This window comes from Reyranella sp. GW821-FHT12G01 (assembly GCF_058806575.1).
Genome location: NZ_JBXAPV010000001.1, coordinates 1,648,980 through 1,669,969, shown reverse-complemented (window position 1 = coordinate 1,669,969; position 20,990 = coordinate 1,648,980). Strand labels below are relative to the sequence as shown.

19 protein-coding genes are annotated in these 20,990 nt (G+C 65.6%); 10 read left to right on the top strand and 9 right to left on the bottom strand.

Features of this window, described 5'->3' with window-relative positions; translation table 11 throughout:
• Positions 1-3 precede the first annotated feature (3 nt).
• From AC1RP5_RS08240 to AC1RP5_RS08230, 3 genes are all read right to left on the bottom strand, one after another.
• Positions 4-2,973 carry a DUF4114 domain-containing protein gene (locus tag AC1RP5_RS08240; RefSeq protein ID WP_493110144.1) on the bottom strand — a complete coding sequence of 990 codons (2,970 nt, stop codon included), beginning with the start codon at positions 2,971-2,973 and terminating at the stop codon, positions 4-6.
• A gap of 91 nt (positions 2,974-3,064) precedes the next feature.
• On the bottom strand, positions 3,065-3,532 hold the full coding sequence (locus AC1RP5_RS08235) for a CHRD domain-containing protein (protein WP_493110143.1): 468 nt from the start codon (positions 3,530-3,532) through the stop codon (positions 3,065-3,067).
• Between the two features lie 47 nt (positions 3,533-3,579).
• Positions 3,580-5,325, bottom strand: a complete 1,746-nt coding sequence (locus AC1RP5_RS08230; protein ID WP_493110142.1) for an FAD-dependent oxidoreductase — start codon at positions 5,323-5,325, stop codon at positions 3,580-3,582.
• Positions 5,326-5,395: 70 nt separating this feature from the next.
• On the opposite strand from AC1RP5_RS08230, the gene AC1RP5_RS08225 reads away from it, so the two are divergent.
• The 4 genes from AC1RP5_RS08225 to AC1RP5_RS08210 are packed head-to-tail and all read left to right on the top strand — an operon-like array spanning position 5,396 to position 9,650.
• Entirely contained in the window at positions 5,396-6,535 is a 1,140-nt protein-coding gene (locus AC1RP5_RS08225; RefSeq protein WP_493110141.1) for an amidohydrolase family protein, read from the top strand.
• A gap of 7 nt (positions 6,536-6,542) precedes the next feature.
• The gene (locus AC1RP5_RS08220; RefSeq protein ID WP_493110140.1) at positions 6,543-7,589 is read left to right on the top strand and encodes an Ldh family oxidoreductase; all 1,047 of its coding nucleotides are present in this window, start codon (positions 6,543-6,545) and stop codon (positions 7,587-7,589) included.
• A 4-nt stretch (positions 7,590-7,593) separates the two neighbouring features.
• Positions 7,594-8,433, top strand: coding sequence for a DMT family transporter (locus AC1RP5_RS08215; protein WP_493110139.1), 840 nt, complete (start codon positions 7,594-7,596; stop codon positions 8,431-8,433).
• Positions 8,434-8,447: 14 nt separating this feature from the next.
• Positions 8,448-9,650, top strand: coding sequence for a pyridoxal phosphate-dependent aminotransferase (locus tag AC1RP5_RS08210; protein WP_493110138.1), 1,203 nt, complete (start codon positions 8,448-8,450; stop codon positions 9,648-9,650).
• A gap of 5 nt (positions 9,651-9,655) precedes the next feature.
• On the opposite strand, the gene AC1RP5_RS08205 is transcribed toward AC1RP5_RS08210, so the two are convergent.
• Positions 9,656-10,108 (bottom strand): hypothetical protein, encoded by a 453-nt coding sequence (locus AC1RP5_RS08205; protein WP_493110137.1) that lies wholly within the window; start codon positions 10,106-10,108, stop codon positions 9,656-9,658.
• Positions 10,109-10,354: 246 nt separating this feature from the next.
• Positions 10,355-11,269, bottom strand: a complete 915-nt coding sequence (gene puuE / locus AC1RP5_RS08200; protein WP_493110136.1) for an allantoinase PuuE — start codon at positions 11,267-11,269, stop codon at positions 10,355-10,357.
• A 93-nt stretch (positions 11,270-11,362) separates the two neighbouring features.
• Between puuE and AC1RP5_RS08195 the strand changes: the two genes are divergently transcribed.
• Both AC1RP5_RS08195 and AC1RP5_RS08190 read left to right on the top strand, forming a co-directional pair.
• Entirely contained in the window at positions 11,363-12,604 is a 1,242-nt protein-coding gene (locus AC1RP5_RS08195; protein ID WP_493110135.1) for a Zn-dependent hydrolase, read from the top strand.
• A 39-nt stretch (positions 12,605-12,643) separates the two neighbouring features.
• On the top strand, positions 12,644-13,798 hold the full coding sequence (locus AC1RP5_RS08190) for a M20 family metallopeptidase (protein WP_493110133.1): 1,155 nt from the start codon (positions 12,644-12,646) through the stop codon (positions 13,796-13,798).
• Positions 13,799-13,822: 24 nt separating this feature from the next.
• On the opposite strand, the gene AC1RP5_RS08185 is transcribed toward AC1RP5_RS08190, so the two are convergent.
• Positions 13,823-14,338, bottom strand: a complete 516-nt coding sequence (locus AC1RP5_RS08185) for a hypothetical protein (protein ID WP_493110132.1) — start codon at positions 14,336-14,338, stop codon at positions 13,823-13,825.
• Entirely contained in the window at positions 14,338-14,766 is a 429-nt protein-coding gene (locus tag AC1RP5_RS08180; protein ID WP_493110131.1) for a hypothetical protein, read from the bottom strand. Before AC1RP5_RS08180 ends, AC1RP5_RS08185 begins: the two co-directional genes overlap by 1 nt.
• Positions 14,767-15,063: 297 nt before the next feature.
• On the opposite strand from AC1RP5_RS08180, the gene AC1RP5_RS08175 reads away from it, so the two are divergent.
• From AC1RP5_RS08175 to AC1RP5_RS08165, 3 genes are read left to right on the top strand one after another with little or no spacing between them, the layout of a single operon-like run.
• On the top strand, positions 15,064-15,546 hold the full coding sequence (locus AC1RP5_RS08175; RefSeq protein ID WP_493110130.1) for a PaaI family thioesterase: 483 nt from the start codon (positions 15,064-15,066) through the stop codon (positions 15,544-15,546).
• Positions 15,547-15,584: 38 nt separating this feature from the next.
• Complete coding sequence (locus tag AC1RP5_RS08170; protein ID WP_493110129.1) at positions 15,585-16,331, top strand: alpha/beta fold hydrolase; 747 nt, start codon at positions 15,585-15,587, stop codon at positions 16,329-16,331.
• Between the two features lie 15 nt (positions 16,332-16,346).
• Complete coding sequence (locus AC1RP5_RS08165; protein ID WP_493110128.1) at positions 16,347-16,889, top strand: hypothetical protein; 543 nt, start codon at positions 16,347-16,349, stop codon at positions 16,887-16,889.
• On the opposite strand, the gene AC1RP5_RS08160 is transcribed toward AC1RP5_RS08165, so the two are convergent.
• Positions 16,810-18,021: an acyltransferase family protein gene (locus AC1RP5_RS08160; protein WP_493110127.1), complete on the bottom strand. Its 1,212-nt coding sequence runs from the start codon at positions 18,019-18,021 to the stop codon at positions 16,810-16,812. The genes AC1RP5_RS08165 and AC1RP5_RS08160 overlap by 80 nt on opposite strands.
• 268 nt (positions 18,022-18,289) lie before the next feature.
• Complete coding sequence (locus tag AC1RP5_RS08155) at positions 18,290-19,975, bottom strand: AMP-binding protein (RefSeq protein WP_493110126.1); 1,686 nt, start codon at positions 19,973-19,975, stop codon at positions 18,290-18,292.
• 36 nt (positions 19,976-20,011) lie between these two features.
• Here AC1RP5_RS08155 and AC1RP5_RS08150 point away from each other — a divergent pair, with 36 nt between their 5' ends.
• Positions 20,012-20,920 carry a PhzF family phenazine biosynthesis protein gene (locus tag AC1RP5_RS08150; RefSeq protein WP_493110125.1) on the top strand — a complete coding sequence of 303 codons (909 nt, stop codon included), beginning with the start codon at positions 20,012-20,014 and terminating at the stop codon, positions 20,918-20,920.
• Positions 20,921-20,990: the final 70 nt, after the last annotated feature.

The following is a 20,990-nucleotide window of genomic DNA, read 5'->3' as shown; positions in this document are numbered from 1 at the left end:
CGGCTAGACCAGCCAGCCGTGGCCGCTGGCGCTGGTGAAATCGAGCTGGACGACCATGTCGTTGAAGTCATGGTCGCCGCCGCCCTTGGTGTCTTCCCAACCCCAGGTGTTGAGGCCGTAGTTCCACAGGTGGCCCTGCTTGTCCGGGTTGGCCTGGGAGAAGGCGAAGTACGTGTCGCCCTGGCTCATGTTCGAGAGCGACATCGCGACGATGTCGCCGGCGTTGACGTGCAGCAGCGCGTTCTCGGTGTAGTTGCCGTAGCCGGGGCCGCCCAGCAGCGTGCCGCCGGTGGCGAGCTGATAGGCATTGGCCTTCGCCGCCGCGGCATAGCCCGCCTCTCCCGGCGCGATACCGTTGATGGTGCCGGCGAGATCATCGACTTTGTAGAAAGTGACGGCGAGCGAATCCCGCCCGTTCTGGCGCACGCGCACGATGGCCATCTGATCGTCGGCCGCGCCCGCGGTCTCGGCCACCGCAACGGCACGCGCCACGCGCACGACACCGTCGCTCGCCATGAAGTCGGCGAAGCCATAGGCGCTGGTCAGGCTCGCCTGAATGGCTTGCCCGTCCGCGCCGTCGATCGACACGCTGAGCGCGTCCGACGAGCCGGCGGTGAACTGCATCTGCGTGCCGTGCCCCGATCCATCGAACAGGCGCACGAGGTTGGGATCGAAATCGGGCTGCAGCGATTGCATCGCCAGCCGGCTCGTCCAGGCGAAGTTGGCCGACGCGCCGCTCGTATAGTCGAAGTTGTCGCCGCCGATGCTGACGTCGATCGTACCGCCATTGGGCGACATGGTCTGGAACAGCAGGGTCTGCGTCGCGCCGCTGGTCCAGCCGTTGGTGAGATCGCCGTTCACCACGTCCGGCTCGGCGGAGAAATAGAGCTGCGAATGGGCGATCCAGGTCAGCGCCTGCGCCAGCAACGTGCCGTTGGGTGAACCCAGTCCCGTCGTGAGATCGTAGCCGGCCATGGCCTGATAGCCGAAGCCGGTCGGCACGACCCCGAACGACGACGGGTCGGTCGACGTGCCGGGGTAGAGAATGTCGGACCCGGAATCGACATGGTACGACGAGACGTTGTTGCCCATCGTGATGTCGTTGAACGCCCCCGGCGCGACCGCCGCGGCGATGTAGAGAAGGTCGTTCGAGAAGCCCAGCTGGGGCAGGCCCTGATCCCGGAAGATCGTGTCGATCTGGGCCATCAGTGCAGCCCACAGCGGCGCGGCGGCGCTGGTGCCTTCGGTCCTGGCCGCGCCGACCATGTCGGCGGGCGGCACGTAGTACGGCAGGTTGCCGCCGGCGGAGGCCGAAACGTCGGGCGCGCCGCGGCCGGTCCCGCCATAGGGCGCGGGATTGGCGCTGGTCGGCAACAGGCCGAAGGCGCGCTGGTACCACGGCGTGGGCTGGGTCGTGTCGACGCCGCCATCGCCCGCACCGAAGCCCGCTCCCGTCCATTCCATCGCGTACGGGAAAGGCACATTGGAGGTCGAGGCCGTGAACTGGTTCCACGTCGATTCGAGAAACGTGTACTCCATCGTCGCGCCGACATCGCCGGGCATCGCCTTCAGGCCCGCGACCATGAGCTGCCACAAGGTCCACGGATCGCCTGAGAGCGCCGCGGCATAGAGCGAGCTGGTGGTCGGATCGTGCGGCGCCGTGGCCTGCGTCGTGACCGACGTGCCACCGACCACGATCACGTAGGGCGAGCTCGAATTGACGTTCTGGTTCGCGAGACCGTTCTGGAAGCCCCAGCTCGACCCGAAATCGTTGTCCGCCTTGAGCACCGTGATATTGCGCAGGGCAGCGTCGACGAAGAGCTCGGAGGCCGCGATCGCGAAGGGCGAGCCGGGCTTCGTCTGCTGCGTCATCGATGTCGAGGCCGAGATGACGGGCGGCTCGTTGATCTGGTCCCAGAAGGCGCTCTGGAACGCGGTGTAGACATTGGAATAGGCGCCCTGCGTCGAGCCGAGCACCAACGGATTGTAGAAGCCCGATCCGGCATAGAGGCCGATCGTGCTGCCCGGGCTCGCCGCGGCGATGACACCGACGTCTAGCGAGCGTTCACCGGGATCGGTCTGGCTGCCGGTGGCGGCGTAGAAGGTGCCGTTGTTGGCGACGTCGTAATAGGTGGCAGGCGTCGTCAGGCCCGTCGTCGAGGTGCGAAAGATATTCAGCAATTCCTGGAACGACTGCGTCGACGTGGATGGCAGTGCATCGGCGCTGCCCGGTTCGAGAAGGCCCACGGTCGCCGTCGTCACCGTCGGGAAGTTGGCGAGCGGGAAATTGTAGAACCAGCTCGCCATGCTCGACGGATAGGGCGCGATCTTCGCGTCGCCACCGGTATTGCCGATGCTTTGCGGACCGACCTCGAGCGTGGCCTCGGCATTGCCGCCGAGATTCTGGAAAGCCGGACCTGGTCCGCGCTGAAGGAAATCGAACCATATGCCGACGCCGAGACTCGACAGCGCATCGGGTAGCGAAAGCGGGCCGTTCCAGAAATACTTGCCGCCGTCGATCAACGGGGAGACCGTCTGGAAGGCCTGCGTCTCGAACAGGGACTGGAAATCGTCGGGCGTGAGCTGCAGCCAGATCGTGCGCGATTCGGCCGAGGAGATGTAGCCGTCGGTGCCCGCGGCATCGCCGATCATCTTGAGGCCGAGCTGGCCGGCGCCGGTTCCCGTCAGCAGCGCCACGGCATCATTGTACTGAGTCTGGTCGGCACCGTAGGTCGTCCACAAGGTGCCCGAGTTCTTGAGGTTGTCGAGGGTCGTCTGGCGCGTGGCCCAGTCGCTGTTCAGCAGCGTCGTCGGATCGTTGGCCCGCGGCAGGGTGATCGCCACGTTGACGATCTCGTCGGCCGCAATCCAGTTGGTGATCCCGTAGGCGTCCTGCACCGACGTCCCGGCCGGAAAGTCCTGCATGCCGTAGCTGGTGAAATTGAGATACAGCGAGTCGGAAAGTACCGCCACGAACGCACCCTTGCTGTTTGCGACTCCTCACCGCGAGATTAGCAGCGACACGCAAATCCGTGGGCGGAAAAAACTCCGCCGCGACGAAGGGTTACTTCTTCAAGGGGACGATCTGGCCGCGGATTTCGCCGTCGGGATATTTCTCGGTCAGCACGTTCACGTACCAGAGGCCGGCCAGGACTTCCCTGGCCTGCTGCTCGGTGAGCGTCACGCCATCGTTCACCGTCGAACGGTCGGCGTAGAACGGGACGTCGATCGGCACGACCTGCGGGCCGGTCTGGTCGGGCGCGGCCGGACCATAGAGGCCCACCTGGCGCACCGGACCGCTGAGCCGCACGAGGTTGATCTTGTATTCCAGCACCCGGGTCGAGGGCCGGTAGACCGCCGTGAAGTAGCCGTCGCCCTTGCTGTCGGTCGCCGGCACTTCGCGCGTACCGCTCAGGTCGGCGCGGAAGTCGGTCTTCGGCAGGTTGGGCTCGCCCATGTTGAACGAGCAGCCCGACACGGCGAGCAGGAGACCGAAGGACAGGATGAGGCGGCGGGGAACGGAACGGTGCATGCGTCCACAGTGTACGTTGCGAACCGGCCCGGCGTCCCCGCCCGAAATCACTGCTTGTGATGCACCGCCGCCCGGCCATAGACCGGCGTCGGCAGCCCCTCCATGCGCGCCTTGAGCTGCAGCGACAGGAAGATCGAGTAGAGCCTGGACTGCATCAGGTTGCCGCCATGGAACCAAAGGTTCTCCTGCGCCGTCGGCTTCCACATGTTGCGCAGCTCGCCCTCCCAGGGACCCGGGTCCTTGGCGGTGCCGGAGCCCAGGCCCCAGCACTTGCCGACCTTGTCGGCGACCTCGGGCGAGATCAGCTCGGCCGCCCACTGGTTCATCGAGCCGTAGCCCGTGGCATAGACGACGAGGTCCGCCTTCAGTTCGGTGCCGTCGTTCAGCACGACCGAATCCTCGGTCAGGCGCTCGATCTCCGTACCGGACTTCAGCTTGATGCGCCCGTCGGCGATCAGCTCCGAGGCGCCCACTTCGATGTAGTAGCCGGAGCCGCGGCGCAGATACATCGGGCCGATACCGGTATTGTCCTCGCCGAAGGTCAGCTTGAAGCCCGCCTTCTCCAGTCGCGCATAGAAGTCGGCATCGTCGCGCCGGATCTGGTCGACCACCGGCTGCATCACCTTGGGCAGCGCGCCGTAGGGCATCGAGGCAGTGGTGAGGTCGGCGATCTCGGTCGTGATGCCAGACGCCACCGCCTCTTCCGAATAGAGAGGCCGGTTGCGGGCCAGCGTCTCGGCGCGCACGACCAGGGTCGGCGAACGCTGCAGCAGGGTCACGTCGGCGCCGTGCTCCCACAGATCGGCGGCGATGTCGTGCGCGGAATTGTTCGAACCCACGACGACGCACTTCTTGCCGGCCCAGCCCTCGCCGCCGCGATGCTGGCTTGAATGATGCTGCTTGCCCTTGAACTGTTCGGCGCCGGCGAACTTCGGAATCTCGGGGAAGCCCGACATGCCGGTCGCGATCACGAGCTGCTTCGGCGTCAGCGTGATGTCCTTGCCGTCACGTTCGACGACGACCGTCCACTCGCCCTTCTTCTCGTCGTACGACGAACTCTTGCACCTGGTCGAGGACCAGTAATCGAGCTCCATGATCTTCGTGTAGGATTCCAGCCAGTCGCCCATCTTGTCCTTGGGCGTGTAGATCGGCCAGTGATCGGGGAACGGCAGGTACGGTAGATGGTCGTACCAGACCGGGTCGTGCAGGCAGAGCGACTTGTAGCGGTTGCGCCAGGCATCGCCCGGCCGCGGGTTGCTGTCGACGATCAAGGTCGGGATGCCGAGTCGCTTGAGTCGCGCGCCGAGGCCGATGCCGCCCTGCCCGCCGCCGATCACCAGTACATAGGGTTGGCGGTCGAAGCCGATCTCCTTCGCGTCGGCGCGGCGACGGTCGGTCCAGGTCACGCGATCCTTGAAGGCGCCGTGCTGCGTGCCGTGTTCGCGTGACGGTCCCTTCTTCTCCTCGAAACCCTTCAGCTCCATCAGCGCGGTGAAGAAGGTCCAGGCCTTTCCGTCCTTGAGGCGGAGGTGGCCCTTGCCGCGGCCCTGCGCCGTTTCGAAAGTGAACCAGCCGGGCCGCCCTGCGAGTTCGAACGACTCGGGTTTCACATCTCCGAGTCGCGCTTTGAGCATGTCAGCAATCGCAGAGCGGCTCTCGAGCGTCACGATGTTCCAGGTGAAGGAAACGAGATCGCGCCAATAGCACTCATCGGCAAACAACGCGGATGCAGCATCGATGTCGGAACGCTTCAACGCGGACGCAAAACTGGCAAGCCACTCGGTGTCGTTCATTCTCTTCCCATTGCGACGGTCGGACAGGCGGCGCACTCTAGAAGAACAAACGCCCGGGAGGAAACGAGCGATGAAATACGATGTGATTTCTGCGGATGGGCATATCGACCTGATCTGGCTGCCGCCGGATCTCTTCACCAGCAACGCGCCGGCTTCGCTGAAGGAGCGCATGCCCCATGTGATTGAAGGTCCCAAGGGACCGGAATGGGTCAGCGTCAAGGGTGCGAAGTTCGGATTGATGAACGGCATGGGCTCGGCGGGACGCGAATACGTGCCGGGCATCATCCATCGTTCCGACCGCATGGCTTCGACCGGCCTCTACAGCGACGGCAAGAAGGGCATCCGCCGTCTCACCGAAGTCGACCATCGCCTGAAGGACCAGGACCGCGACGGCGTGCAGGCCGAGGTTCTCTACGGCGTGCTGGGATCGAGCGGCCGCCTCAACGATCCGGAAGCCGCGATTACGATGCTGCGCATCTACAACGACTGGCTCCACGATTTCTGCAAGCAGGCGCCCGATCGTCTGGTCGGCCTGGCCAACATCCCGAACTACGACATGGATGAGTCGATCACCGAGGCGATGCGCTGCGCCAAGCGCGGCGTGAAGGGCCTCGACATCGCCAACCGCCCCGACATGACGCCGCTGTGGGATCCGTTCTGGGAGCCGCTGTGGAAGTTCGGCCACGAGACCGGCATCCCGCTGCACTTCCACACGATCGGCGGGCGCTCGCCCGACGTCACCAAGTACACGCCCGAAGTTCAGCGCCGCATCTTCGCCACGCACATCACCGGCTTCCAGATGCACATGAGCACCATGCTGATGGGCCTGATCTATTCCGGCGCGCCGGCGCGCTACTCCAACCTCAAGATCGTGATCGGCGAGGCGGGCCTCGGCTGGATCCCCTATGTGCTGCAGCACATGGACCTCGAGTGGGAGGACCAGTTCCAGGACCTCGACCTCAAGATGAAGCCGTCGGAATACTGGCATCGCCAGTTCTACGCGACCTACCAGACCGATCCGGTCGGCATCGAGCTGCTGCGCCATCTCGGTGAGGACAATGTCATGTGGGGCTCGGACTATCCGCACCCCGACGGCATCTGGCCCGACAGCCAGGAGTTCATCTCCAGGGAGTTGAACCATGTCCCGGCCGAAACCAAGCGCAAGATTACGCGCGACAATGCGATGAAGCTCTACGGGCTGGGCGCCTAAGGCGCCCATGACCGTCGCACGCCTGTCGCCACAGCGACTGCTCGACTTTGCGACCGAGGTCTATGCCTCGGCGGGAATGCCAGACGCCGACGCCCGCATCGTCGCGGACACGTTGGTGCAGGCCGATCTCTGGGGACACCAGTCGCATGGCGTGCTGCGACTGCCCTGGTATCTCGCGCGTCTCAAGGCCGGCGTCTGTGCGCCGGTCGCCCAGCCGACCTTCGCGGTCGACGCCAAAGCCGTCGCGGTGATCGACGGCGGCGATGCGATGGGCCAGGTGCTGAACGTCTTCGCCATGCGCGAGGCGGTGAAGCGCGCGCGGGACTTCGGCATCGCGGCCGTCGCCCTGCGCAACTCCAACCATTTCGGCACCGCGCTCTACTACACGCTGATCGCGGCGCGCGAAGGCTGCGTCGCGTTCCTCTCGACCAATGCCAGCCCGGCGATGGCGCCATGGGGCGGCCGCAAGAAGACGGTCGGCACCAACCCGTGGTCCTGGGCCGCGCCCGCCGGCCGCTTCGCGCCGATGGTGCTCGACATCGCCAACACCGGCGTGGCGCGCGGCAAGATCTATCTCGCGAAGCAACGCGGCGAGACGATCCCCGAAGGCTGGGCAATCGACGCCGAGGGCGCACCGACCATCGATGCGGCGGCGGCAATCGACGGCATCATCCTGCCGATGGCCGGTCACAAGGGCTACGCGATCGCGGCCACCATGGACATGCTGTCGGGCGTGCTGACCGGCAGCGCCTTCGGCACCGGCGTCGCCGGCCCCTACCAGACCGAGCACAAGAGCGGCGCGGGCCAGTTGATGATCGTGCTCGATATCAAGGCCTTCCAGCCGCTCGCGGACTTCAACGCGCGCATGGAGCAGATGATCGGCGAGCTGAAAGCCGTGCCGCTCGCGAAAGGCCACAACGAAGTCTTCTATCCCGGCGAGATCGAGGCGCGTAACGAGGTGGCCAATCGCCGCGACGGGCTGTCGTTGCCGCCGGACACGATCGCCGATCTCGAAAAGGTCGCGCGCGAGAACGGGTTGAAGGCGCCGTTCTGAGCCGATGAGCCCGACGCTGCGCCTGCCGTTGCTGATCGTCTTCGCGATGCTGGCCTTTGCCGGCAATTCGCTGCTCTGCCGCATCGCCTTGCGCGACACCTCGATCGACGCCGCGACCTTCACCTCGATCCGCCTCGCCTCGGGCGCGCTCGTGCTCTGGATCCTGCTGCGCTCGCGCGGCCGGCAACCGCTGGCGGCGGGAAGCTGGTCGATGGCTGCGATGCTGTTCGCCTACGCGGTCTGCTTCTCCTTCGCCTATCGCGACCTCACCGCCGCCACGGGCGCGTTGCTGCTGTTCGGCGCCGTCCAGCTCACCATGACCGGCTACGGCCTGTTCAACGGCGAGCGGCTGGTCGGGCTGCGTCTCGTCGGCGTCCTGGTGGCGATCGCAGGCCTGGTCTGGCTGCTGCTGCCCGGCCTCTCGGCGCCGCCGGCAATGGCCGCGGGCCTGATGCTCGTGTCCGGCATCGCCTGGGGCGCTTATTCCCTGCTGGGCCGCGGCGCCGGCGATCCGACCGCGGCCACCGGCGGCAATTTCATCCGCGCCGTGCCCTTCGCCGCCGTCCTCAGCCTGGCTGCAGCGACGCAGACCAGCCCCGATCAGACAGGCCTCATCTACGCCGTGGCCTCGGGCGCCGTGACCTCCGGGCTGGGCTATGTCCTGTGGTACGCGGCCCTGCCGGCGCTCTCCGCCACCTCGGCCGCCACAATACAGCTTTGCGTGCCGGCCATTGCCGCCCTGGGGGGCGTGGTGCTACTCGCCGAGCCCATCACCGCGCGGCTGCTGTTCGCCTCGCTGGCGATCCTGGGCGGCATCGCGCTCACCATTCGAAAGAAGAACTGAAGGTAAGGGGAAACATGTTCGAGGTTGCCGATCGTCTGAAGAACGTGAAGGTGTCGGCCTCGGCCGCGATGACCCGCAAGGTGCGCGAGCTGCGCGCGCAGGGCGTGAAGATCGTGGGCCTGTCCTCGGGCGAACCGGACTTCCCCACGCCCGCCCACGCCATCGAGGCGGCGCACCAGGCCGCACTGGCCGGCGACACCAAGTACCCGCCGCAGGATGGCGTGAAGTCGCTCAAGGAAGCGATCCAGCGCAAGTTCAAGCGCGACAACAATCTCGACTATGCGCTGGACGAGATCATGGTCTCGAACGGCAGCAAGCAGATCATGTACGACGTGCTGATGGCCAGCGTGAACCCGGGTGACGAGGTGATCATCCCCGCGCCGGGCTGGATCTCCTACGCCGACCAGGCCGTCATCGCCGGCGCCACACCGGTGTCGATCTCCTGCCCGGAGAACAACCAGTTCAAGATGCGCGCCGCCGACCTCGACGCCGCCATCACCGCCAAGACCAAGTGGGTGGTGATGAACTTCCCCAACAACCCGACCGGCGCGGTCTGCTCTCCGGCCGAGATGCGCCAGATCTGCGACGTGCTGATGAAGCACAAGCACGTGCTGGTGATGGCCGACGACGTCTACGAGCACCTGGTCTACGGCGATGCGAAGTTCAGCACCGTGGCCGAGGTCGAGCCGGCGCTGAAGGATCGCACGCTCACCGTCAACGGCGCGTCGAAGGCCTATGCCATGACCGGCTGGCGGGTCGGCTTCGCGGGCGGCCCGCGCGCGATGATCGCGGCGATGACCAACATGCAGGGCCAGATCGGCTCGGGCATCTCGACGATCGGCCAGGCCGCGGCCACCGCCGCGCTCAACGGTCCGCAGGAGCTGCTGAAAGAGCGCGCCGCCGACTACCAGAAGCGCCGCGACGAGGTCGTGAGCATGCTGCGCGCCGCCAAGGGCCTGACCTGTCACATGCCCGAGGGCGCGTTCTACGTGTTCCCCAACGTTGCGGGCTGCATCGGCAAGACCACGAAGGGCGGGCGCAAGATCGCCAACGACACGGATTTCGTGACGGCGCTCTTGGAAGAGAAGCACGTCGCCACGGTGCAGGGCGCGGCCTACGGCATGAGCCCCTACTTCCGCATCTCCTACGCCACCGACATGGCGAGCCTGCGCGAAGGCTGCACGCGCATCCAGGAGTTCTGCGCCGATCTGCACTGAACGCCCTAGAGGGCGTTGATTTCCTTGACCTTGTTGGCGAGGCCGAGCTTGCGGTTGCAGAGCGGCCAGTGCCAGGTCTCGCCCTGGTTGAACATCACCCACTCGGTGAGGTCGGCGGCCTTCTCATAGTCCTGCGCCGCCGCGACCGCTTCCTGCGGCGTCAGGACCGTGCCGTCGCGCCGCTGCTGGAAGGTGATGTAGGTGCGCGCGGTGTACTGGAAGCGACCGTGATAGGTGCCGCGTCCGCCCCTGATGGGAGTCGCATGAGGTCCCCAGCTGCCGCTCTCGCAAATCGCGAGCGACTGCACGACCTCGTCCTTGCGCGATTTCACGAAGGCCTCATGCTCCGTCGGCCCCGACGGGACGGCAGCCGTCTCGCTCGGTTTCTTGGCGCATCCCGGCGCGGCGAACAGCGCGGCGACCAGGATCGTCAGGGTGGCGGTTCGATGAATGTTCACGATGCGCCATTGATCACACGATTTTATCCCCAGGGTAAACCCCAGCCGCCCGACGCCGTCACAACCGGATATTCCTTGCCAGCAGTCGGACTGCGTCATGGGGCGACCTCGATAAAATGCCGTCAACGCTTGGCTTTAACGCCCTCCCCGCACCGCCATCGGCCGCGCGCACGCAATCGCCGCGCAACAGGGCGGCGGCGATATTCTTGTACCAATTGTAACGCTGCGTGAGCCTTTCAGGCTCCCTCAGTCTTTCGAAGCGGGATGCACCTTGATCCAGTGGCGCGCGATCTCCTCGCGCGTCGCCACCCAGACCTTGGGCTTGGACGCCACATAGTCGAGGAAACGCGCCAGGGTCGCGGCGCGGCTCGGCCGGCCGGCGAGACGGCAGTGCAGGCCGATCGACATCATCTTCGGGGAGCGCGCACCCTCGGCATAGAGGACGTCGAAACTGTCCTTCATCGCCTGCAGCCAGCCGTCGCCCGCGGTGAAGCCCGGCGCGACGCCGAACTTCATGTCGTTCACTTCCAGCGTGTAGGGGATGATCAGGTGCGGCTCGCCGCCCACCTTCACCCAGTAGGGAAGATCGTCGGAATAGGAGTCGCTCGAATAGAGGAAGCCGCCATGCTTGATGACGGCTTCGAGCGTGTGCATGCCAAAGCGGCCGGTGTACCAGCCGACCGGGGCCTTGCCCGCCGTCTGCTTGATCACCTTCACCGTCTTCTTCATGTGGTCGAGCTCCTGCTCGAGCGTGAAGTCCTTGTAGTTGATCCAGCGCCAGCCATGGCTCGCCACCTCGTGGCCGGCCTCGGCCATCGCCTTGCCGGCGGCGGGATTGAGCTCCAGCGCGCGGCCGACCGCCCATGACGTGAAGCGCATGTTGCGCTCCTGGAAGAGCCGCAGGATGCGCCAGAAGCCGGCGCGGCTGCCGTACTCGTACATCGACTCGGTCGAGAGATCGCGGCCGCCGACGATCGGCGTGCCGCCCGGCGTCTCGGTCAGGAAGACCTCGGAGGCAGGATCGCCGTTCAGGATCGTATTCTCCCCGCCCTCCTCGTAATTCAGCACGAAGCTCACCGCGATGCGGGCGTCGCCCGGCCACTGGGCGTCCGGCGGATTGGGGCCATAGCCGATCAGGTTGCGGTCGAGATGATTGTGCATGTGGTCCCCGGAAACACAGGCGCCCAACGGGCGGGCGATTGAAGGGCGACTATGGCGCGGCTATAGCTCGCGCGACAAGCTTGAGGAGGCGAGATGGGCGCGGCCGACGCGATCAAGGAAGACCGCCTGTGGCAACGGCACGCCGACATGGCGAAGCTGGGCGGCACGCCGAAGGGCGGCGTGAACCGGCAGGCGCTCTCGGCCGAGGACGCCGCAGCGCGCAACCTGCTCGGCTCCTGGGCCAAGGCGCGCGGCTTCTCGATCTCGACCGACGCCATCGGCAACCTCTTCGTGCGCCGCGAGGGCTCCGACCCGAAGGCGCTGCCGGTGATGAGCGGCTCGCACATGGACAGCCAGCCGACCGGCGGCCGCTTCGACGGCATGTACGGCGTGCTGGCCGCCTTCGAGGCGCTCGAGGCGCTGGAAGACGCCGGCGTGAAGACGCGCCGCCCGGTCGTGGCCGTCGCCTGGACCAACGAGGAAGGCTCGCGCTTCCAGCCCGGCGCCATGGGCTCGGCGGTGTTCGCCGGCCACAATGATCTCGACCAGATGCTGCAGGTGAAGGACTGGAAAGGCGTCGTGCTGAAAGACGCGCTGGCCGAGACTTTCAGGGCCGCGCCGGCACCGCTGCTTCAGGGCAAGCCCGGCTTCCCGCTCGACGGCTATGTCGAGGCCCATATCGAGCAGGGCCCGCGGCTGGAAAACGAGCGGAAGACGATCGGCGTCGTGACCGCCATCCAGGGCAGCCGCCGCTACATCGTGACGACGCACGGCGAGGAAGCGCATGCCGGCACGACGCCGCGCGCCGCCCGCAAGGATGCGTTCGCGGCCGCCCTTCGCATCGCCCAGGCGATGTACGAGGCGACGACCGACACCGACGACATGCTGCGCTTCACCATCGGCCGCGTGGACGTAGCGCCCGGTTCGCCCAACACGGTGCCGGGCCAGACAGTCTTCACCATCGACATGCGCCATCCCGACGATGCGGTGCTGGAAGCACACGAGAAGAAGCTGAAGGAGATCGTCGCCGTCAAGGCCGCGCCCTGCACGAGCGGCATCGAGCGCGTGGTTGCCGTGCCGCCGACCAACTTCGATCCGATGGTGGTCGACCTGGTGCGCGCCAAGACCAACGCGCTAAAACTCTCCAACATGGACATGCCTTCGGGCGCCGGCCACGACGCCATGCACATCGCCCATCTCTGCCCCGCTGGCATGATCTTCGTGCCCTGCGAGCGCGGCATCAGCCACAACGAGATCGAGAGCGCCACCCCCCAGGACCTCGCCGCCGGCGCCCGCGTCCTCGTCGAAGTGCTGGCTGAACTCGCGAACCGCTGACGCACCCAACAGCATTGTCTGAATAAGGATTTCGAATTCATGTCGAAGAAGATGCAGTCCGAACTCGTCTCGATCCTGTCCGACCTGATCGCATTGCCGAGCCCTTACCCGCCCGGCACCTCGGTCGAGATCTGCGCCTATACGGCCAAGCGCCTGAAGAAGGCCGGCTACAAGGTCGAGATCGCGACCAGCAAGAAGGGCGTCGACAATGTCGTGGCCCGCATGAAGGCCAAGGCGAAAGGTCCGGTGATCGCCTTCAACGCCCATGTCGACACGGTCGGCGTCGGCGAGCGTTCGAACTGGAAGAGCGATCCTTACAAGGCGCTGGTGAAGGGCGGCCTCGTCTACGGTCTCGGCGCCGGCAACTGCAAGGGCAGCATGGCGGTGCAGATCTGGATTGCCGAGGAGATCGCGCGCCGCGGCGGCCCGGCGAAGGGCGAGCTGATCTTCACCTTCGTAGCCGATGAGGAGAATCTCGGACCCGAGGGCATGGAATACCTGCGCAAGAGCGGCAAAGTGCGGCCCGACGCGCTGATCCTGGGCGCGCAGACCGAGAACAACCTGATCGTCGCCGAGCGCGGCGTGATGTGGGCGCGCCTCACCACCAAGGGCCGCGCCGCCCATGCCGGCAATCCGGCGGCCGGCGACAATGCCATCCTGCGCATGATGCGCCTGGTGGGCGCGCTCAGCTCCTACTACGACAAGGCGCTGGCGACGCGCGTCTCGGGCGCGATGAAGTCGACGGTGAACATCGGCATGTTCCACGGCGGCCACAACACCAACGTCGTGCCCTCGGCCTGCACCGTCGAGATCGACCGCCGGCTGCTGCCCGACGAGAAGGTGAAGGACGCGTTCAAGGAGCTGAAGAAGGTGGTCGACGGCGTCGGCGAGCCGAAGTCGATGTACGGCGTGGAATTCCTGACCGGCACCAACGGCTTCTTCGCGCCCGAGAACGGCGCGGCGGTCGGCGCCTTCGAGACCGCCGTGAAGACGCACAGCCGCCGCAAGGTGAAGTTCCTCAACGCCACCGGCGTGAGCGACGGCCGCTACTACGCCGACGACGGCATCGAGATCATCAACTTCGGCCCGGGCTCCGGTGCGCAAGGCCACGCCGCCAACGAGAGCGTGCCGATCGCCGAGATGGTCGATGCCGCCCACATCCAGCTCGATGTGGTGAAGCGCCTGCTGGGCTGACCGCCCGGAGAGACGCACCGGCGGCTAGAGGTAGCCGCCGGCCTTCAGACTTTCGACGACCTGCTGCGCGAACCGCGGCACGTTCTTGGATTGTGCGTGATAGTGGAAGCGCGCGAGCGGAGTCGTGCTCGTGCCGCGATAAAGCACGGCGCGCACGTGCGTGGACAATGAGGTCTGGCTTCCCTGGGCCGCCGTGTGCCCTCCGCCGAAATCGATCTCCAGCCGGTAGTCCGGATTGAATCGCTGGACGATCTCCTGCTGGTCTCCACTGCGGGAAATCTGCAGGCGATTGCTACGGCCCGATTCCACGGCAACGCCGTAGGGGGCCAGCGCCCGGGTGAAGTCGGTCTTGATTTGCGTTCCGTCGATGACGTCGTCGTTGGTCGGCAACCACAACAGCAGCCGCCGCATCTTCGCGGGCGCCGGCCCGGAGGTGAGAGGCTCGTAGACATATGTGGGAGCCGTCTCGCAGGCGGCGAGGACAGAGCCACCTGCCGCGAGGAGCAGCGAGCGACGCGACAGTGAAAGAAGGCGCGCCATCAGATCAGCCCGTCCTGCCGCAGCTTCGCCGTCAGACTGTCGACATAGCGATCCGCCTCTTCCGGGCGCCGCGACGGCGTACCGCTCACCCGATAGAAGCCGGACAATTCCGTCGAGCCCCGCCAGACGAGCTTGGTCGGATTGCCCTGATAGAGCTTCGCGTCGATCTCGTATTCCTGGATGAACGCGCCGCGCAACCTGCTCGCGCCCGTCTGGAGCATGAGCATCTCGCTCGCCCGAAAACGGGCGTTGGCAGTCGTGAGCAGCAGTCCGCCATTGTCGGGCGTGCCATCGGCGCCGACGATCTCCATGGTAATCCCGAGCGGCGACCATTTCGCCTCGAAAGCGCGCTTCAGTTCGTCGACCTGGAGGAGCGATGCATTCTGCCCCGCCGTCATCCGCGTATCCTGAACGAAGATCGCGATCAAAACCCGCTTCAACTTCGTGCCCTGGACGCCTGTCGCGGCGTTCGATTGCGTCACCAGCTTCTGCTCGGGTGTGCACCCCGCAAGCGTCACTCCAAGTCCCAGCAGGGCGTGACGCCGTCCCAGACTTATCATTCCGTTATTCTCTCCCCCGACACATGCCACCCTAACAGGAAACATTTGGTACCTGCTACCCGCGATTGTGTACCGGACAGCGCCGACCGGGTCCGAAAGCGGCCAGACGCATGGCGGCACTCGACGGTAAGCGTGCGAACGGAAACACCCTGCAGGAGTCCTTCGATGCCAAGCCCCGCCACCGCCAAGACCTACGGAACCGTCAGCGCCGAGGCACGGCGCGAGATGACCGGTCTCGAATTCGTGCAGGGTCTCGCCGACGGCACGCTGCCCTTGAACACGATCGCCGAAACCCTGGGTTACGACGTCGTCGAGGCAGCGAGCGGGCGTGTCGTCGTCGCGATCGTGCCGACGGGCCGGCACCTCAACCCCTCGGGCACGGTGCATGGCGGGCTGGCCGCGACGCTGCTCGACAGTTGCATGGGCCTCGCGATCCAGACCACGCTCGCGAAGGGGTTCGCCCAGACGACGGTGGAGTTCAAGATCTCGCTGCTGCGCCCGATCACACCGGAGACAGGCTTGATCCGCGCCGAGGGTCTCGTCCTCAACGCCGGTCGCCGCGTCGGCACCGCAGAAGGGCGCATCACGGACCGGAACGGACGTCTGCTGGCGCATGGCACCACGACCTGTCTGATCTTTGCGCCCTGACCCGGCGCGTGGCACGCTGCCGGCAGGGAGAAAACACCATGCCGTTCTACGAAAAAGGCGACGTTCGCATTCATTATGAAGAGGCGGGTTCCGGCCTGCCGCTGCTGATCATTCCGGGCGGTGGCCTGAACTCGGTGATCGGCGGCCTCGACAGGACGCATCCGTTCAGCGCGATGAAGGAATTCAGCAACCGGTTCCGTTGCGTCGTCGCCGACCTGCGCAACGCCAATGGCGGCCAGTCGACTGGCCCGCTCGACATCGAGCGCACCTGGGACGGCTTCACCGACGACCATGTCGGCCTGATGGATCATCTCGGCGCCAAGCAGTTCATGGTGCTGGGCTATTGCATCGGCCAACCGCTGATCTGGAACCTGATCAAGCGCGTGGGCGACCGCGTCGTCGCCGCCGTGCTGACGCAGCCCTCGGGTTTCCGCCCCGAGTTGCCGAACCAGTTCTACGAAAACAACATGAAGGGCTGGGGCCCCGACTTCGTGAAGAAGCGGCCGGAATATACGATGGACCAGGTGAGCCAGTTCCTCACCAACATGTACACGAAGAAGGCCGACTTCGTGTTCACCGTGCCGCGCGAGTTCGTGAAGGCCTGCAAGACGCCGATCCTGGTCGCCCCCGACGACAGCCCGCCGCATCCCTACAAGGTCGCGATGGAAGTGGCGATGCTGTCGCCCAATTCGCAGGTGACTCTTTATCCCTGGAAGGACACGCCGGAACGCGTGCCTCTGGCCGTGCGTCACATCCGGATGTTTTTGGAGGCGCACCGGCCGTGAGAACCGCGTCCATACATGGCGCCTGATCCTTCGGCAGATCCGCAATTCGATGCCAGCGGGCTGAAATTCGCGTGTGGTGCGGCGTTCTCTGCAATGACCGCAACACTTATCGCCATTGCGATCATGGAGAGCCGCGCGAACAGAGTTCCCAACCTTCTCGAGGCCAGCATCATCTCGATCGGCCTGGTTGCAGCGCTCTTTGCGTTCTTTGCGGGTTGGGTGGCCTATCACTGGACACGGAACAGCGAACCGCTCTTATTCCGCATCATCGCCCTGACATTGCTCGTGCCGTTTCTGATGTTCCTGGCATTGGCTCCGATCGGTGCGTCGGGCGGGTTTGCACTTGCTGGAGCTCTCGTGGGCTTCGCCATTCTGAAATTCGGCTTGGCTTTCGTGCTGGCGACCTTGGCATGGTCGACCATCTTCCTGTGGCTGCAGCGCAAGCAGCCGGATGGGAATGCTGCGACCGCAGCGGCTGCTACACCGCTCGCGAAACGCCGGGCAAGCGGCGCAGCAGGCTCGAGACAAGCCAGCTCAGGCAAAAGGCGAGAATCATGACGAGCGCGCCTTTCGTCACCGGCGACAGCGGCGTCCACAGCAGCAAGAGCTGAAGCCACAGCACGATCGGCCAGTGCACGAGGTAGATGCCGTAAGCATTGCCGGAGAGGCTGTTTCCGATCGCGCCGGAGTGGTTCGAGAAGCGCACGGCGAGCGCCAGGAGGCCGAGCGACGTGAGAGTCGCGAACAGGACCAGCATCACGCCATCGACCCAGGCCGGGACCTCTCGCCCGTCGAGCGCGAAGAACGCTGCCGTAGCAACGATGGCCAGCAGCGGCCAGCGAATCCACTGCAATTCGAACGCCCGCGCCAGCCGCTCCGGACCGACGAACGCGCCGAAGGCAAACGAGAGGAAATAGAGGCCGATGCGGCTGGTCTGGATGCCGAAAGGTCCTGCGGTCAGCCAGTGCGACTTGCCGAAGGCGAGATGGAGCGGCAGGTACACTGCGGCGCTCGCCACGATGAACAGCATCAGCCACGCGCCGGCCGGCATGCGATCCAATGCCTGACCGAAGCGTCGCGCGAAGTGCCAGACACGGTCCTGCGCAAGCAGCATGGCCAGTGTGGCGTCGAACACCAGCAGCGCGCCCACGAACCAGAGTGGCCCGCTCGGCCACGGCCCGACCGTGACCATGTGTTTCCAGAATGTCGCGAAGCTGTCGCTGCCGCCCGCCAACAGGAAGGCGGCGTAATAGGACAATGGAACGATCGTCACGACGCCGACGAGCAGCGGCACGCCCAGCCGAAGTGCGCGGTCGGCGAGGTACTGGCGCAGTCCCTTGCGCGCGAGCGAGGGGCGCACGAACAGGCCCGACAGCAGGAACATCAACGGCATGAAGAAGCCGTTGGTCCAGGTGACGAGGACGTTGAAACCACCCCACTGCGCCATGTCGACGACCGGCGCGCTACCATTGGTGTAGGAGCCGGCCGACACTGCCTGCGCACCTGTCATGTAGCCCAGCGCAACATGCTGCAGGACCACCAGCGCAATCACGAAGACGCGCAGATTGTCGAAGGCTGGGAAACGCGTCGCCGGCTGGGCGATGCGGACCAGCGGCGCCTTGCGCAGCGCCAAGTATCTTTCGTGGGAGCGGGCGAAGGTATCCGTGGAGACGACGGCGACAGACTTCACGAGAAACACGCCCTTGTTGATGCCGAATGGGCCTGTAACGGCGGCACCGACGTGGGCGTTGCACGTTCCTTCAAAGGGTCACAATTGAGTTCGTTGCAGCTGCAGCGATTGGACTGATGATCAGTCGCTTCCCCATCCAGATGGGGAAGTGCCCCGCCATGCGGGGCGATGGGGTCATGAGTTTTCTGTGATCGCTCTTTCTTCGGCGCTCCCGGACATTGCCAGAGGCAATGTCCTGCCGCTTCGCAGGCTGAACTTCGCTCAGCCCTTAAGCCGTCTTCTCGGCCTTGAGTCCCAGCTTCTCGATCGTCTGTTCGCGCATCACGAACTTCTGGATCTTGCCGGTGATGGTCATCGGGAATTCCGGCACGAACTCGATGTAGCGCGGGATCTTGTAGTGGGCGATCTGGCCTTGGCAGAAGGTGCGGATCTCCTCGTCGGTCGCGGTCTGGCCCGCGTGCAACTTGATCCAGGCGCAGACCGCCTCGCCGTAACGCGGGTCGGGGACGCCGATCACCTGCACGTCCTGTATCTTCGGGTGCCGGTAGAGGAACTCCTCGATCTCGCGCGGATAGACGTTCTCGCCGCCGCGGATGATCAGGTCCTTCAGGCGGCCGACGATGTTGACGTAGCCCTGCTCGTCCATGGTCGCGAGATCGCCGGTGCGCATCCAGCCGGCCTCGTCGACGGCCTCCTTCGTCTTGGCTTCGTCGTTCCAGTAGCCCTTCATCACCGAATAGCCGCGCGTGCAGAACTCGCCGGTCGCGCCGCGCGGCACGGCCTTGCCTTCGGTGTCGACGATCTTGATCTCGATGTGCGGCAGCACCTGGCCCACGGTCGAGACGCGGCGCTCGACCGGATCGTCGGTGGCGCACTGGGTCGACACCGGCGAGGTCTCGGTCATGCCGTAGGCGATGGTGACCTCGCCCATGTGCATGTGGCTCTGCACCTTCTTCATCACCTCGATGGGACAAGGCGAGCCGGCCATGATGCCGGTGCGCAGGCTCTTCAGGTCGAACTTCGCGAAGTCGGGATGGTCGAGCTGGGCGATGAACATGGTGGGCACGCCGTAAAGCGCCGTGCAGCGCTCCTCGGCCACGGCCTCCAGGGTCGCCAGCGGATCGAACGCGGCCGACGGATAGACCATCGTCGAGCCGTGCGTCAGGCAACCGAGGTTGCCCATCACCATGCCGAAGCAATGATAGAGCGGCACGGGAATGCAGAGGCGATCCTCGGGCGTGAGCTTCAACCCCTCGCCCACGAAATATCCGTTGTTCAGGATGTTGTGATGGCTGAGCGTCGCGCCCTTGGGGAAGCCGGTCGTTCCCGACGTGAACTGGATGTTGATCGCGTCGTCGAATTGCAGCTTGGGCGCCAGCTCGGCGATGCGCGCCTTCTCGGCGTTGCCGCCGGCGGTCGCGACATCGTCGAAGTTGAGCATGCCCGGAGTCTTCTCGGCGCCGAGCCGGATGACGTGCTTGAGGTGCGGCAGCTTCTTCGCCTTCACCAGGTCGTCGACGATCTCGAGATAGTTCGACGTCTTCAGCGCGGGCGCGAGGATCAGCGCTTTGCACTCGACCTTGTTCATCGCGTATTCGAGCTCGGCGCGCCGGTAGGCCGGATTGACGTTCACCAGCACGAGGCCCGCCTTCGCGGTCGCGAACTGGGCCAAGGTCCATTCCGATGTGTTGGGCGACCAGATGCCGACCCGGTCGCCGCGCTCCAGGCCCAGGGTCAGCAAGCCGGCGGCGAGGTCGTCGACCCGGCGGCCGAGTTCGCCCCAGCTCCAGCGCACGTCCTGGTGGCGGACCACCAGCGCCTCGCGGTCGCGATAGGTCTCGACGGTGCGGTCGAAGAAGGCGCCGATCGTCTCGCCGATCAGCTTCTTGTCCGAGACTCCGTGATCGTAAGAGATATCGTGAGAGATTCTGGGGGCGGCCTGAGCTTTGGTCATGCGGCGAGATTAGCGCGCCATGCGAGATTTGGAATCATGAAACTCGATTTCGTCACCGTGGACGTCTTCACGGATCGCCAGTTCGGGGGCAACCCGCTGGCCGTCATCACGAATGCACAGGGCCTGTCGAGCGAGCGGATGCAGGCCATCGCGGCCGAGTTCAACCTGGCCGAGACCACCTTCGTGCTGCCGCCCAAGGACCCGGCCCACACCGCCGAGGTCCGCATTTTCACGCCCAAGGCCGAGATGCCATTCGCCGGCCATCCCAACGTCGGCACCGCCTTCGTGCTGGCCCGTGCCGGCACCAGCTACGGCCGGCCCGTGGGCGGGGACCGGCTGGTCTTCGAGGAGAAGGCCGGGCTGGTGAACATGGACATCACCTACGAAGCCGGCGCCGTTGTCGCGACGCGCCTCGCCGCGCCGGTGCCGCTCAGCTTCGGCGAGGAGATCGATCCTGCTCTTGTGGCGCAGGCCTGTTCGCTGAAGGCCGACGACCTGAAGCTCGACGTGCATCCGCCGCGGGTCGCCTCGTGCGGCGTGCCGCTTCTGTTCGTCGAACTGAAGTCGCGCGAAGCGCTGAAGCGCGCCGCGCCGCGTGGCGAGATCTTCGCGCGCGAGCTACCGCGAGATCGCATCGTCGGCATCCATCTCTATGTGCAGGCGAAGGACGGTGAGATCGACGTCCACACCCGCATGTTCGCCCCCGAGCACGGCATCCCCGAGGATCCCGCGACGGGTGGAGCCAACGTCGCGCTGATCGGCGTGCTGGCCCACCACCGGCCCGAAACGGACATCACCTTGGCGAAGACCATCGGCCAGGGTTTCGACATGGGCCGCCTCAGCGTGCTGTTGGCATCGGCCGAGAAGAAGGCCGGCAAGGTCGTCGCGACCTATATCGGCGGTCGCTGCAAGCCGATGATGAGCGGCGTGATCGAGCTAGAGTAGCTGTCGTCGTCCTGAGCGCAGCGAAGGACCTTGCGGAATGACCAAAGCACTCCGTAGCTGGCGTGAGATC

Coding starts and splice junctions, on each gene's coding strand:
- AC1RP5_RS08225 (WP_493110141.1), top strand. CDS start 5,396: ATGAAATACGATGTGATTTCTGCGGATGGGCATATCGACCTGATCTGG.
- AC1RP5_RS08210 (WP_493110138.1), top strand. CDS start 8,448: ATGTTCGAGGTTGCCGATCGTCTGAAGAACGTGAAGGTGTCGGCCTCG.
- AC1RP5_RS08195 (WP_493110135.1), top strand. CDS start 11,363: ATGGGCGCGGCCGACGCGATCAAGGAAGACCGCCTGTGGCAACGGCAC.
- puuE (WP_493110136.1), bottom strand. CDS start 11,269: ATGCACAATCATCTCGACCGCAACCTGATCGGCTATGGCCCCAATCCG.
- AC1RP5_RS08185 (WP_493110132.1), bottom strand. CDS start 14,338: ATGGCGCGCCTTCTTTCACTGTCGCGTCGCTCGCTGCTCCTCGCGGCA.
- AC1RP5_RS08235 (WP_493110143.1), bottom strand. CDS start 3,532: ATGCACCGTTCCGTTCCCCGCCGCCTCATCCTGTCCTTCGGTCTCCTG.
- AC1RP5_RS08220 (WP_493110140.1), top strand. CDS start 6,543: ATGACCGTCGCACGCCTGTCGCCACAGCGACTGCTCGACTTTGCGACC.
- AC1RP5_RS08175 (WP_493110130.1), top strand. CDS start 15,064: ATGCCAAGCCCCGCCACCGCCAAGACCTACGGAACCGTCAGCGCCGAG.
- AC1RP5_RS08155 (WP_493110126.1), bottom strand. CDS start 19,975: ATGACCAAAGCTCAGGCCGCCCCCAGAATCTCTCACGATATCTCTTAC.
- AC1RP5_RS08190 (WP_493110133.1), top strand. CDS start 12,644: ATGTCGAAGAAGATGCAGTCCGAACTCGTCTCGATCCTGTCCGACCTG.
- AC1RP5_RS08165 (WP_493110128.1), top strand. CDS start 16,347: ATGGCGCCTGATCCTTCGGCAGATCCGCAATTCGATGCCAGCGGGCTG.
- AC1RP5_RS08150 (WP_493110125.1), top strand. CDS start 20,012: ATGAAACTCGATTTCGTCACCGTGGACGTCTTCACGGATCGCCAGTTC.
- AC1RP5_RS08215 (WP_493110139.1), top strand. CDS start 7,594: ATGAGCCCGACGCTGCGCCTGCCGTTGCTGATCGTCTTCGCGATGCTG.
- AC1RP5_RS08170 (WP_493110129.1), top strand. CDS start 15,585: ATGCCGTTCTACGAAAAAGGCGACGTTCGCATTCATTATGAAGAGGCG.
- AC1RP5_RS08230 (WP_493110142.1), bottom strand. CDS start 5,325: ATGAACGACACCGAGTGGCTTGCCAGTTTTGCGTCCGCGTTGAAGCGT.